The organism is Parasphingomonas halimpatiens, from assembly GCF_036663795.1.
GTDB lineage: Bacteria > Pseudomonadota > Alphaproteobacteria > Sphingomonadales > Sphingomonadaceae > Sphingomonas.
The window spans coordinates 47,393-60,495 of the sequence record NZ_JAXOJP010000005.1; the positions used below are offsets into that span (position 1 = coordinate 47,393).

The 13,103-nt window shown below is 66.8% G+C and carries 12 protein-coding genes; 9 read left to right on the forward strand and 3 right to left on the reverse strand.

Going from position 1 to position 13,103, the window contains the following annotated elements:
- Positions 1-6: 6 nt before the first annotated feature.
- Positions 7-204, forward strand: a complete 198-nt coding sequence (locus tag U1839_RS06920; RefSeq protein WP_332802936.1) for a hypothetical protein — start codon at positions 7-9, stop codon at positions 202-204.
- A complete protein-coding gene (locus tag U1839_RS06925) occupies positions 204-2,054 on the forward strand; it encodes a hypothetical protein (protein WP_332802937.1) in 1,851 nt (616 codons plus the stop codon). The genes U1839_RS06920 and U1839_RS06925 overlap by 1 nt, the downstream gene beginning before the upstream one ends.
- Positions 2,055-2,111: 57 nt before the next feature.
- On the opposite strand, the gene U1839_RS06930 is transcribed toward U1839_RS06925, so the two are convergent.
- The 3 genes from U1839_RS06930 to U1839_RS06940 are packed head-to-tail and all read right to left on the reverse strand — an operon-like array spanning position 2,112 to position 6,493.
- Positions 2,112-3,020, reverse strand: coding sequence for a flagellin family protein (locus U1839_RS06930; protein WP_332802938.1), 909 nt, complete (start codon positions 3,018-3,020; stop codon positions 2,112-2,114).
- An 11-nt stretch (positions 3,021-3,031) separates the two neighbouring features.
- Positions 3,032-5,131, reverse strand: coding sequence for a flagellar hook-associated protein FlgK (locus U1839_RS06935; protein WP_332802939.1), 2,100 nt, complete (start codon positions 5,129-5,131; stop codon positions 3,032-3,034).
- 57 nt (positions 5,132-5,188) lie between these two features.
- Complete coding sequence (locus U1839_RS06940) at positions 5,189-6,493, reverse strand: flagellar hook protein FlgE (RefSeq protein WP_332802940.1); 1,305 nt, start codon at positions 6,491-6,493, stop codon at positions 5,189-5,191.
- 157 nt (positions 6,494-6,650) lie between these two features.
- On the opposite strand from U1839_RS06940, the gene U1839_RS06945 reads away from it, so the two are divergent.
- The 7 genes from U1839_RS06945 to U1839_RS06975 all read left to right on the forward strand — a co-directional run bounded on the left by U1839_RS06945 (position 6,651) and on the right by U1839_RS06975 (position 13,101).
- Complete coding sequence (locus U1839_RS06945; protein WP_332802941.1) at positions 6,651-7,055, forward strand: flagellar biosynthesis repressor FlbT; 405 nt, start codon at positions 6,651-6,653, stop codon at positions 7,053-7,055.
- Positions 7,056-7,064: 9 nt separating this feature from the next.
- Entirely contained in the window at positions 7,065-8,390 is a 1,326-nt protein-coding gene (gene fliI, locus U1839_RS06950) for a flagellar protein export ATPase FliI (RefSeq protein ID WP_332802942.1), read from the forward strand.
- Positions 8,387-8,842 (forward strand): hypothetical protein, encoded by a 456-nt coding sequence (locus U1839_RS06955; protein WP_332802943.1) that lies wholly within the window; start codon positions 8,387-8,389, stop codon positions 8,840-8,842. Before fliI ends, U1839_RS06955 begins: the two co-directional genes overlap by 4 nt.
- A complete protein-coding gene (locus U1839_RS06960) occupies positions 8,839-9,873 on the forward strand; it encodes a peptidoglycan-binding protein (RefSeq protein WP_332802944.1) in 1,035 nt (344 codons plus the stop codon). The genes U1839_RS06955 and U1839_RS06960 overlap by 4 nt, the downstream gene beginning before the upstream one ends.
- A 175-nt stretch (positions 9,874-10,048) precedes the next feature.
- Complete coding sequence (locus U1839_RS06965) at positions 10,049-11,152, forward strand: sigma factor-like helix-turn-helix DNA-binding protein (protein ID WP_332802945.1); 1,104 nt, start codon at positions 10,049-10,051, stop codon at positions 11,150-11,152.
- A 154-nt stretch (positions 11,153-11,306) separates the two neighbouring features.
- Complete coding sequence (locus U1839_RS06970; RefSeq protein WP_332802946.1) at positions 11,307-11,804, forward strand: hypothetical protein; 498 nt, start codon at positions 11,307-11,309, stop codon at positions 11,802-11,804.
- Between the two features lie 91 nt (positions 11,805-11,895).
- Positions 11,896-13,101: an XRE family transcriptional regulator gene (locus tag U1839_RS06975; protein ID WP_332802947.1), complete on the forward strand. Its 1,206-nt coding sequence runs from the start codon at positions 11,896-11,898 to the stop codon at positions 13,099-13,101.
- Positions 13,102-13,103 lie beyond the last annotated feature (2 nt).

Sequence of the window (13,103 nt, forward strand, 5' to 3'; positions counted from 1 at the left end):
GAGAAAATGATCGATTCCAACCCCTTCGATATCGATCCCATACCGCAGCCCGCCGGTCAGCCAGACGGCAATATCGCCGATCAGCCGACCGTCTCCGCACCACGGTCGACATCCCACACCTTGCTTTGGGTGATTCTCTTCCTGCTGGCATGCATGGCAGGCGCGTTGGGTACCGCGCTGACCGCTCGAGCCGGGCTGCTGTGATGCGCGCCCGGTTCGCCGTCGCATTGGCAGCATTGCTCGCCACGGCGTCGGCGCCGGTGCCGCGCCAGGTCATCGCTGGCGACGGGGTCGTGCCCGATGCCGCGGAAGCGGCAAAGGATGCCGATGCCGCCGTGCTGCCACGGGCGCCCGCATCGGTCCACGCCACGCTCCGGCTGCCGCCATTCGCGCCGTCATTGTCCAGCCGCCCCGTCATCGCCTCGCCCGGTGGGTGGCACATGGCTGGCCAGAGCGCAGGATGGGCCGGCCTGATTGCGGCGCGGCCGGCGACGCGCCAGGCGGCCCGCTGGGCCTATGCGACAAACCAGGTCCTGCTCGGGCGCGCGGCGGAAGCCATCGCGGCGCTCGACGTCATGCGGCAGGATGAGCCTGATCTTTCGCTGGTGCCGTCCTACCAGCTGGCGCTCGGCGCAACCCTCACCCTGCTGAACCGGCCGTCGGTCGCTGTTGCCGCCTTGACGAACGACGTACTGTCGCGGAATCCCGAAGCCTGTGCGTGGCGCATGCTGGCGCTGGCCCAGGCCAACCTGCCCGATCAGGTGCTCGCTGAGCTTCGGTGCGCGCTGCCCGCGTTGAACGCCCGCCCGGCCGCGACCCGCGCGCCTTTTGCGCTTGCCGTGGCGCGCGCCGCCGCCGACCTGGGTCGGCCGGCGCTTGCCGTGGAACTGCTCAAGACCTTGCCGACCACCAATATCGCGGCAAACCTCATGCGTGGCCGTGCCGCGTTGGCGCTCGGTCGAACGTCGCAGGGCCATGCGCTCCTGGCGGGCGCCAAGGCAGCCGGCGACCGCGCACAAGCGATCGACGCCGATCTCAGCATGTTGGAGGATAGCGCGAGACGTGGCGTGCTCACCCGGTCTGCGTCGGACCGGTTGGGCCAGATCCGTTTCGTGTGGCGCGGCGGCGATATCGAGGTGCGCGCCCTGCGCCTCGCCTACAAGGTCGCGCGCCGAAACCACGATTTGCGCGGCACGCTCGAAGCGGGCGCGACCCTGTTCCGCTATTTCAGCGGCGGCGCCGATCGCTCGACGCTGGTCGCCGAGCTCCAGCAAACATTGATGGCGGCGCTCGCCGCGGACAATCCGATGCCGCTCGACCAGGTCGCCGGGCTCTACTGGGACTATCGCGATCTTTCACCGGCGGCTGCGGCGGGCGATTTCATGGTGTTCCAGCTCGCCGATCGTTTGCAGTCGGCCGGCTTGTACGAGCGTGCCGCCGAATTGCTCGACCATCAACTGCGTGTCCGCACAAAGGATATCGCACAGGGGCCCCTGTCGGCGCGCGTCGCCTCCCTGTTCATCCTCGCGGCGAAGCCGAGTCGGGCGCTGGCAGCAATCCGTGACACCGATGCGAACGCCTATCCGGACGAGATGCTCTGGGATCGACACCGGGTCGAGGCCGTCGCGCTCGATCAACTCGGTCAGACCGACGAGGCGTTGGCGGCACTTCAGGACGTGCCCGATGGCGGTGCCATCCGCGGCGAGATCTATTGGAAGCATCGCGACTGGAAGGCACTCGCCGCCACTGCCGTGCCGGCGCCGGCCGGATCGACGCCGATGACCGAGGTCGTGCAAGCCAGGATTTTGCGCTACGCGATCGCGCTCGCCATGCTGGGGCGCGAAAATGATCTCGCGCTCCTTCGCAGTCGCTATGGCGCGGCATTTGCAAGGCTGCCGACCGCCGGCGCTTTCGAAGCGCTGACGGCTGCCGTCGGGGCGATCGACCCGGCAACGATGAGCGCGGCGATGGCGGCGATCCCGTCGGCCAGTCCGGCCGGCGGCATCGCCGATCTGATCGACGCCGCGCCGCGCGTTGCCAGCAAGACGGACTGACGGGCTCCTGTTCGCAGCGCGCAGAGGGAAATGCTGCCGCCGATCCCGTAGCCGACCCTAGTGGAGATAGCTGGCGAGGCTGAGCCCGGAAAGCTGCGAAAACACCGAGTAGCTGGCCTGCAGCGTCATCTTTTGCTGCGCCAGATCGATCGCCACCTGTCCGAGGTCGGCATCCTCATTGTTGGTGATGATTCCCTGCATCAGCAGCGACCGGTCCCCCGCACTTGAGCCGAGTGCCTCTACCTGGGCTTGTTTGCGGCCATTTTCGGCGTTGACCGTGCGCAGTCCGGCAAGCCCGGTCTCGATCTGCCCCGCAGCCTGTGACAACGCGTCAAGCTGCGCCTGGGTCGGCGTCTCCCCAATCGCACCGGCGGCGGCGAGAGTCTGAAAGGCCGAATATAGACCCGAGCCGATATCGCTCGCAGTGACGCCATATTGGACGTCAAGACCATCTGCCAGCCGCGCCGACGCCTTCACGCCGTCATTGGCGAACGCCGCTGCCGGTGGCACGCCGAGCGTACCCGCGATATTATTGGGCAGGAACGCCGGGCCATCGGTCTGGGAGCCCCCGAACAGCGATACGCCGCCGTCCGATGCGTTGAGCGATGCGCGAAATTGGTCAAAGGCTGCCGAAATCGCGTCGCTCAGGCCTGGCGCCCGACCGGTGCCGACAGCGGTGAGCAAACTCTGCTTCAACGCGCTCGCCGCCGTATCGATGGCGCTCATATTGGCGTCGTTCAGCGTCAACGTGGTGCCGATACGCCCGGCCACGCCGACATAGGCATCCTGCTGGGCAAGCAGTGAATGGGTCGAGAGATTGCGCACTGCCTCGGTACCGAGCGCGGCGAAATCGGCTGCCTTCTTGCCGGTCGAAAGTTGCTGCTGGGTCTTGGCGAGCGATTGCTGCGCATGCTGGATCGCTGCGGACATGGTGCGCTGAAGCGGGATGGTGGCAACGCGTGACATTGGTGCTTCCTTCAGTGAATCATGCCCAGCAGGGTGTCGTACATCTGGCTTGCCGTGCTGATCACCCGCGCCGCTGCCGAGTAACTGTTCTGCAGCACGACCATCTGCGACAGTTCCTCGTCGATATTGACGCCCGAGAAGCTGTCGCGGCGGTTGACCGCATCGTCGCGGCGCGCGGTGGCGTCGGCGAGCGTCGCGGACGCCTGCGACGCGGATGTGCCGGTGCTCCCGAGCAGTTGCGCGGTGAACGCCGCCGTCGTGACGACCCCGTCCTTGCCGAGATCGACCGGCTTTGCGAGTTGCTCGACGAACCGCGTCGCACCGCGATTGTCGCCCGCCCCGAGCGCCTTTGCGCCAACCGCAACGCCGGTCTGCAATTGCGCGAGACCGAGCTTGCTCGAGGTCGCCAGAATGTCAGGCCGAACACCGGCGGTGGAGACGCCGCTGGATGCACCGGTCAACTGCGAAATGCTCGAAAAGGATCTCCCGCTGCCGAGTCGATCGGTCGTGTCCCCCGTGATTGACAGCGCAGCGCCGACGACATTCGCATTCGCCTGGAATTGAATGCGACCCTTGTCGTCCATCGCGAAGCTGCCGAACCCGGCGAGCGGGCTGGCGTTGAGTTCGCTGACGAGATCGCCAAAGGTGGGGCCTGTGCTTCCGGTCAGCGTATAATGCGTCACGGCGCGGCCGGAAGAATCGCGCAGGACGATCTCGGCTGCCTGGCCGGTGGTGAACCCATGCGGGTCCGACGCGACAAATCCCGACGGGACGAGCGGGCTGTCGGCGCTGCGGATCAGGTCGTTCATGCCGAAATACTGCGAAAAGCCCATACCGGCGCGCGCGCTCGGCGTCGTCGGGTCCTGCGCGATGGCGACGCCATTCCCAGTCCCGTTTGCCTTGATCGACAGGACACCGGCCGTAAACGATGCCGTCGCGCTGCTGCCCAGCCCGGCATTGATTGCGGCAACGGCATCGTTGACGGTGGCCGTTGCCGGGAGCGCGGAGAAATCGATCGTCGTCGAGGCGACCAGTTCTCCGGTCGATTTCGTCACGGCGAACACCGCCGATCCCGTAAAACCCAGCCGGTCGCCGCCGACGAGGCCGGATTGTCGGCCATCGAGGCGCGCCGGCGGGGGTACCGTCGTCGCGGCGTTCGACGCGGCGTTGAGCGTCTGGGCAAGGCCGGTGAAGAGAACCCCGAGCTTCTCGGTGAAAGCGGGCAGCGAGCGGTCGCGCAGATCGATCAAGCCGCCCAGCTTGCCGCCGACCGCTGCCGAATCGAGCTTATCGCCGGTCGCCGCGCCGACGCTGCCATTGGTGTCGGCAAAGCGCACGGCGATGACCGGATAGACCGTTTGCGTGCCGCCTTGCCCGGATGACGGATAGCTGAGCTGGCGCAACCGATTGTCGAGCAGCGGTATCCCGGAGGCAGTGTCGATCGACACGCGTCCATTGGGTTGCTCGCGCACGGTGACCTTGATGAGGCCGCTCAGCTCCTCGATCGCCGACATACGCTGATCGGCGACGCCGGCCGAACTGTGGCCGTTGCCGTCGAGGCGCGCGACGCTGCTGTTGAGATCGTTGATCCGCACGAGCAGGCTGTTGACGCGGTCCACCGTGTAACCGACCTCCGACTCGACATCGGATCGCAGCGCGGCAACGTCGGTGCCGAGCTGGTTGGTCGACGTAATCGCGTCCTGGACATTGGCGGTAAAGCTGGCGACGGTCTGTGCCGAGGCCTGCGTTCCGGTCATCGCCACCGCCGATGCGCTGATCGCATCGAGGCGTGCGGGCAGGCCATAGGTCGCGCCGGGCGCGCCGAGCAACGACTGCAGTCGGTCGAGATAGGAAGATGTGACGTCCGCCGCGCCCATTTCGCCCGCGCGGCGATAGACGGTCGTCTCGAGAAAGCGATCGGCGATCCGGCTCGGCTCGCCGATCGTTACGCCATTGACCAGCCCCGCCGTGACGCCAGTCGTCTGCGTGACGGTTTCGCGCGCATAGCCGGGGGTGCCGACATTGGCGATATTGTTGGACACCGAGCGCAAGCCCGCCTGCGACGCCGCGAGGCCGGACATCGCCGATGCCATGATTTCGCTCAACGACACGCTGGCTATCCCCTGGTCGGGCGGGGATCATTCCCCGCCCGCTTTCGTTTCAATCGCTTATCGCTTGAGGTTGCTGATTTCCTGCAGCATCTCATCGACCGTGGTGATGATCTTGGACGAGGCACTGTAAGCCCGCTGGAAGCGGATCATGTTGGTGAACTCCTGCGCAAGATCGACCGTCGACGCCTCGAGTGTCCCCGACGAAATATTGCCCGCACCGAGCGCGCCCGGTGCGTTGACCGCGACGCTGCCCGACTGGTCGGAAACGCCATAGGCGTTACCGGGCAAGCGGCTGAGACCGTCGGGATTCTGGAAGTTGGCGAGCGGCAACTGGAACACCGAGCGCGAGGTACCGTCATCGAAGACCGCGCTGACGACACCCTTGTCGGAAATGCGGATCGACGCGACACTGCCGAGCAACCCGCCGTCGACGGTCGACGAGATCAGCGCCGACTGCCCACCGAACTGGGTAAGGCCGTCGAGCCCGCCGTCGGTGCCGAGCCCGATCGAAATCGGCCCGGAGCCCGCACCATTGGTCCAGGTCGGCGTCAGGGCAGCGAACATCCCCGGATCGGAGCCGGCACGGTCGAGGCTGCCATCGCTGTTGAACAGGACTTTGCCGCTGGCCAGCAAGCCCCCCGTCGCGGTCACGTCGGTGGCTGGCGTCGCATAGATCTCACCGACCCAGGCATTCGGCCCCGTCTTGAGGAACGCGAGCGTGACGGCGTGGGTGCCGCCTTGCGCATCGGCGATATCGACCGAACGGGAAAATTGCGCGGGTGTCGTCCCGGCGGCGAGATCGCCGGCCGCATAGGTTCCGGTAAACGCCGCAGCGGTCGATTCGAGATTGGCGCGGAGCTGGACCTTGCTCGTTGCCGCCGCCGTGCCGGTCAGCTGGCTGACGCGCACGGGAACAAGCGCGCTGAGATTGCCGTTGTTCGCGTAATTGCCCTGTGCGTCGAGCGCCCACCCCTGCAGGTAATAGCCCCCGGCATTCTTGAGATAGCCCGCGCTGTCGGGCGTGAAAGAACCCGCCCGCGTATAGGCGACGTTGCTGCCGGCGCCGATCCCGTCGCGCGTCACGAAGAAGCCCGCGCCCTCGATGCCGACATCGGTCGAACTCGCGGACGACTGCAGCACGCCCTGCTTGGACACCTGCGCACGCGTCACGCTGGCAACACCGCCGGCCGCATAGCCTTTCCCGCCGGTGCGGCCATCGGCCACCATGGTGCTGAATTGGGTGTCGGAGTTCTTGTAGCCGACGGTGTTGATGTTGGTGATGTTGTCGGCAACGCTGGCCATGGCGGTGGATTGCGCGCTCAGGCCGGACACACCGGCATACAGGGCTGAGTAGAGGCTCAAGGATAATCTCCACGAGAAAGAGAAGGCGACGGCAGTGACGCTCCCTTGATTGTAGGATGATCGCGAGCGAAAGCCGCACCATCGGCAAGAATTATCAACACAGCCCCGGCCCGCAGTTTCCTCCTATAAGAGTAGAAACGATTAAAGGGCCTGGCTGATGACGCTTCGAATTTCCCTTCGCGACGGCGAGCAGATGATCGTGAATGGCGCGGTACTGCGGTCGATCGGCCGCACTGACCTGTGCGTCGAGAACACCGTGGCGTTGCTGCGCGGTCGCGAGGTGATGACACCCGACGAAGCGACCACGCCGGCGCGGCGGCTCTATTATGCGTGCATGATGGCCTATATCGATCCGGACGGCGCGGCCGCGCACCATGACGAGATCGTTGGCTATCTCGGCGGTTTGATCGGCGCGCTCGAATCGCACGAAGCGAAGGCTGCATGCGCGAGTTTCGCGCGCAAGGTCGCCACCGCCGATTTCTACCGTGCGCTCGCCGATTGCCGGGCACTGATCGCCTATGAGGCGGAGGTGTTCGCGCGTGTCGAAAACCAGGCCGCCTGATCGCCGAACGTGAAGACGCTTACCGCCGCCGCACGCGCCTTGCGCGAACTGTCGCCCGACCAGCGTTTCGGTCGCGTGATTGGCGTGCGCGGCACGTTGATCGAGATCGAGGGTCTCGACGGCGCCGCACGGATCGGTTCGCATGTCAGTGTCCGTGCCGCCAACGGCACCGTCGCGGCCGAGGTGACCGGGCTCGATCGCGACGTCGCCCATTGTCTGCCGTTCAGCGACCCGCAGGGGATTGCCTCGGGCTCGCGCGCCGAGCTCGTTTCCGGCCGCTTCACGGTCAGGCCATGCCACGCCTGGTTGGGCCGGATGGTCGACGGACTCGGCGTACCGATCGACGGCAAGGGCGTGCTGCCCTTCGGCCTCGACCCGCGCCCGATCAAGGCGCCGCCGCCGCCCGCTGCCGAACGGGCGCGCGTCGGCGACCGCGTCGCCACCGGTGTCCGCGCGCTCGACATCTTCGCGCCGCTCTGTCGCGGGCAACGGCTCGGCCTGTTCGCCGGCTCGGGCGTCGGCAAATCGGTGCTGCTGTCGATGCTGGCGCGGTGGACCGAATGCGATATCGCGGTGATCGGGCTGATCGGCGAACGTGGCCGCGAGGTGCAGGAATTTGTCGAGGATGACCTTGGTGCCGAGGGACTTGCGCGCAGCGTCGTCGTTGTCGCCACCTCCGACGAGCCCGCGCTCATGCGCCGCCAGGCGGCATGGACGACGCTCGCCATCGCCGAGCATTTTCGCGACCAGGGGCTCAATGTTCTCTGCCTGATGGACTCGGTGACACGCTTCGCGATGGCGCAGCGCGAGATCGGCCTCGCGAGTGGCGAACCGGCCGCGACCAAGGGATATACGCCGACGGTCTTTGCCGAGCTGCCGCGCCTGCTCGAACGTGCAGGTCCGGGGCGGCCAGGCCAGGGGTCGATCACCGGCCTGTTCACGGTACTCGTCGACGGCGACGACCATAACGAACCCGTCGCCGATGCGGTGCGCGGCATCCTCGATGGTCACATCGTGATCACGCGACGTATCGCCGAGCGCGGCCGCTATCCGGCGATCGACATCCTCAAATCGGTGTCACGGACACTGCCCGGCGCGCTGAGCGACGAACAGAACGTCATGCGGCTGGCGGCGCGGACGGTGCTGTCGACCTATGGCGACATGGAGGAGATCGTCCGGCTCGGCGCTTACAAAAACGGCTCGAATCCGGAGGTCGACCGCGCGATTCGGCTGGCACCCCAGATCGAGAAGCTCCTGGTCCAGACCAAGCAGGACCACGGGGACGTCGCCGACAGCTTCGCCGCGCTTGGGGCGATTCTGGATGATGGCGCATGACCACCCCCTATGACGCTGCGCTGCGCTTGCGGCAGCGTGAGATGGACGACATGCGGGTCTCGATCAGCGTCGAGGTCACGCAGTTGCTCGCGCTCGAACGACGGCGCGACGACGTCGATCAAACGGTGCGGGTCGAGGTCGCGCTGGCGGCGGGCGATCACGCCTTTTCGGCCCATGCCTTTGTCGCGCGGATGCGCGCGCAGCGCGACGCGCTGAACCGCGAGCGCGCCACCGTCGATGGGCGTTTGAACGTCCTGCAACAGCAGGCAGCGGAGGCCTATGGCGCGCTGCGCGCGATCGAAGGCGCAGCAGACCGCTACCGCGACGATGTTTCGCGCGTCGCCGCGACGGCCGAACAACATCAGATCGATGATTTTTCCGCGGCTCGCTTTACGCGCGCGATGCGCGACGCGCGCCGCGCACGCGACAGAAATAGAGCGGACAGCGCATGATTGTTGCCACCGATCTGAGTCGGCTCGCGCCGGCCGACAAAGCCGCGATCATCTACGCCCAGGCGCGCTCCGACGTTGCGACGCGGCTGTGGCGCGCCGCGCTGGGAAGCTATGATGATTCCGACACCGGCGGCGCCATGACGGGCGCAGCGGAGTGCCCGGATTTCAATCTCGATACGCTGCTGTCCCTGCTTGTCCCACGCAACGCGCCGAGCGCTCCTGCGTCCGCGGCGCCATCTGCGACGCCAGTCGCAACCGGCGTACCTCCGTCACGGAACACGGCCTTCATGACGGGCGCTGCCGCCGACTCGGGGTCGCTCCCGGCAGGATTGCTCGACTCCGGCGCACCGGACACAAGTCCTCGCAACACCGGCTCGTCCGACCTGCTTGCTGGCCTCGGCCCCAACGTCCGCTACAGCGGGGCGCTCGCAGCCGCGGCTGCGCGGACGGGGATCCCTGCCGCCGCGATCGCCGCGATCGTCGACGCCGAGGCCGGCAAGGACTGCAACGGCAGCTGGAAAACCGGCTCGCGCAATCCGCGCTCGAGCGCGGCGGGACTCGGCCAGTTTCTCAGCGGCACCTGGCAGGGCGAAGCGGAGCGTCGGGGCACCTGGCTCCACGACACCGCCGTCAGCAAAGGCTGGTTGGGCAGCGACGGTCGCCTTCTCCCTGCGGCGCGAGCGGCCTTGCTCGCGCTGCGCTATGATGGAACGGCGTCGATCAATGCCACGGCCGACTATGCCCGCAGCAGTGTCGCCCATTTGAAGCAGGCCGGCATCGCGATCGGCGAAGACATCGCCAGCGTCGCGCGTGCGGCCTATCTCGGCCATCATCTCGGCGCCGGCGACTCGGTCCGCTTCCTCAAGGGTGGGCTGGACAGCGGGCGTGCCCGACTGCTGCTCGATGCGCAGGTCGGCAGCGCCAATGCCAGCCAGCGAGTCGCCCGGACCGGCGACGCGGCCAGCGCGCACCGATCCTGGCTGCTCGACTTCGTGAACCGCCACGTCACCCCTTCGCGCTTCGGTGCGTGACCGTTTTTGCGGCTGCGATGCAGGCAATGGGACCGCGAATCGCGCCGGTTTTATAGGTAAGATAGTAATCCTACATATAGGATAATACGAACTTCGTTAGCGTTTGATGCCCAGATAGGAGGGATCGGGAAGTGGCAGGCGAGGGGCCCGCCGGCCTGAGTTTGGGGAAATTCACATGTCGAAGACCACGATTGCGCTGGAAGCCGCCGTTGCCGCCGTCATCGCGCAAATGCCGCCCGCCGACGGCCTTTCCAGCCGGCGCCAGCGCGCCAATGTCGACAAGGCGTTCGTCACGATCCTCAAGCTCATTGCGCCACGCATTCGCCACTTCATTCGCCAATATGGCCTGGTCTCGCACTGGGAAGACGCCGAGCAGTGCTGCGCGATCGCCGTCCATCGCGCGATTATGGGATATGACCCGGCCAAGGCGCAGTTCACCACCTTCGTCAATTGGCAGATCCGCGGCGAGCTGCAGAGCCTGCGCTTCCGCGTGATGACCGATCAACGCCCATCGGCGAAGAAGGTCGATGCGACCACGGTGTCGCTGCACACGGTCACGTCCAATGGCGAGGGCGAGGAAGCGACACTCGAATCGGTGCTCGAGGATGACGGCGCGCTGGCGCGCACCGAGGCCGGTGCCTCGGATTATCTCGCCCATGCCGCAACCGCGTCGCTGGTCGAGGAATTCATCGACCACCAGCGCGCCGCGGCGATCGAGCAGCTCCGCAAGCGTGCCCGGCCGAAGCGGATTGCCCGCACCGAACCCGTCGATCACGGTGCTGCGATGCTGCGTCGCCCCCGCACCCATGGCATCTGCCCGATCGAGCTCGAAAAGCTCGAGCAGAAGCTCTGCCGCGACAAGGAGATCGTCGAGCGCCGCGTATTCGATGTCGCCACGCTCGACGAGCTGGGCACCAACACCGGGGTCACCAAGGAACGGGTGCGCCAGATCACCAAGCGCGCGTCACGCACCATCGCCGAACTGGCCAGCACCCATCCGCGCTTTGCGATGATGGCCGAGTATCGCAAACCCAATATGCCGGGGACGCGAATCCGTACCCGCGCCGTGGCACCGGCGCCTTCCGCCGGCGCGATCCTGCCGCCGCTCGGCCAGCCGCACAACATGCTGGCGCGCGTCACGGCGATCGACGCCAATGCCCCCGGCGAGGCGCGCTTCTCCCGTGCTGTCGAAAACGAAACCGCCATGGCCAATGGCACGATGCTCACCGGACCGGACACGCTCAGCGGGAATGCGCCGGGCAGCGCGGCCCGCCACTGACCTCAGCGCTCGCGGGCGTGTGCGATCGTTCCGTGACACGCCCTGACGGGAAATTGAATTGCCCCCCGGCCAGCCGGTGTCCCGCAGCGCTGCTATGATAGGATATGATTCACCCTGAAAGGCGCGCCGCATGGACCGGGCAACGGGGCAACATATGAAGCGTACAATCGGCACGCTGCCGGGCGTCGAAACCTCGCTCGCTGATCCCGCCAGCAAGCTCGCGCTGGGCGCCCGCCCGTTACTGTCCGCCAGCCGCGGCGTGTTGATGACGCTGACGGCACCGACCAGCCCGCGGGGGGCGCCGATCACGACGATGTACTGGAATGGATCCGGCGCGCTGCTGCCGCTCCCGGCGTGGATGCTCTCGGATGACGTGTCGCGCCGATCGCTCACCCGGTTCGAACAGGCCGGGCGCCTCGTTCTTGATCAACTCGTGCGGCGTTGGCCGGCCAATGCGCTTCCGCCCGCTATCGGCGTGGTGACCGACGGAACGGGTGTGGGCTTCTCCTCGGATCATCCGTCGCCGATGTGGCCGGATTGGCTCACGCTCCATCTGACCGGCACCTGTCCCACGACGAGCCTGTTGCCCTTCTCGCCGGCCGGCACCTGGGCGCGTCTTACCGCCCCCGATGTGGATCGCCGACTTCATTAGTTGGAAATTGTATATTCATAAACCATCCTATATATCCGCCGCGATCCGGTGATGGCGATGCCTCGCCTTGCCCAGATGTATCGCGAAGGACATGATGGCGCGCACCCGAACGGCACCGCATCCGGCAACAGCCGCCCTCGCCGAGGGTAAGGGCCCGGCCACGCCGTCCGGCGAGACCTCGGCCCCCGCCGAAATTGTGCTCGACCGCTATCGCGCCTTCATCTTCCCCAACCGGATTCGCGAGCAGCGCCGCCGACGGGGCTATCAGAAGCTGATGGCACTGAGCGCGTTGTTGCCCGACATCCCCTATATTCGCCTCTCCAAGATCGAGCGCGGCGAAGTCGTCGCCCGCGCCGACGAGCTGCAACGGATCGGTCGCGCGCTGGACATCCCACCGGGCGCGTTGCTGAGCGACGTCGCGCAGCCGGGGTTCGACATTGCCGCATGGGCCCAACCCTTCCTTGATGGCCGCCCCTGGGAGCAGGACGAGGATCGCATGGCCGTGATGCTCGGCGCCGCACTGCGGGTCCGCCGTAACAACGACCGGACCTTGACGATCGCCGCGCTCGACCGGGACTATGGCCTGCCCGCCGTGATCCTGTCGCGGATCGAGAACGCCCAGAAGACGCTCGACCGCTGGAACGAGACGACGATCGCCGCGCTGTGCCGGCTGTTCGGTGTCGCGGACGGCGACGCGCTCCGCCGGGCGATCACCGAGCAGTATCAGCGTGGCGATCTCGATGGTTACGTGACAAGCATCGCCGACCCCGAGGCGCGTATGGCGCGGACGCGCCAGCGGATGAACGAGCTGGCGACGCAGCTTGATGCCGACGCGTCTCGGACGCGTGCGCGCAAACGCGCGCAGACGAAGGGCAGCAATCCCGCCGTGGCGAAGACTGTGCCACCGGCAATCCCCCCCGCCGCCACGGCACAACGCGGCGAGCTGACCGTCTATGGGGCACCGCTCCCAGGCGGGTTGATCGCGGACGTTGCCACCGACACCAGGATCGACGCGCCGCGCCCTGCCGGCCCCAGGGCGTTCGGCCTGCGCGTATGCCGGGCGACGCTCGGCGCCGGTTTGCCGGCTAACGCGATCGTCGTGGCCGATCCGGATCGCGCGCCAACAGTCGGCGGCCTTGCCGTGGTCCGCAACGAAAGCGGCTATCGCCTCGTCACCGTCACCATCGACCGCACTGGGGCGACCAAGGGGTACAGCCTCGCGCCCGACCTCGAGATCAACCTCGACGAGCTCAACCCGGCCGACGTCTTTGCCGTGATCAGCGCGGTCTTTCCGTAACG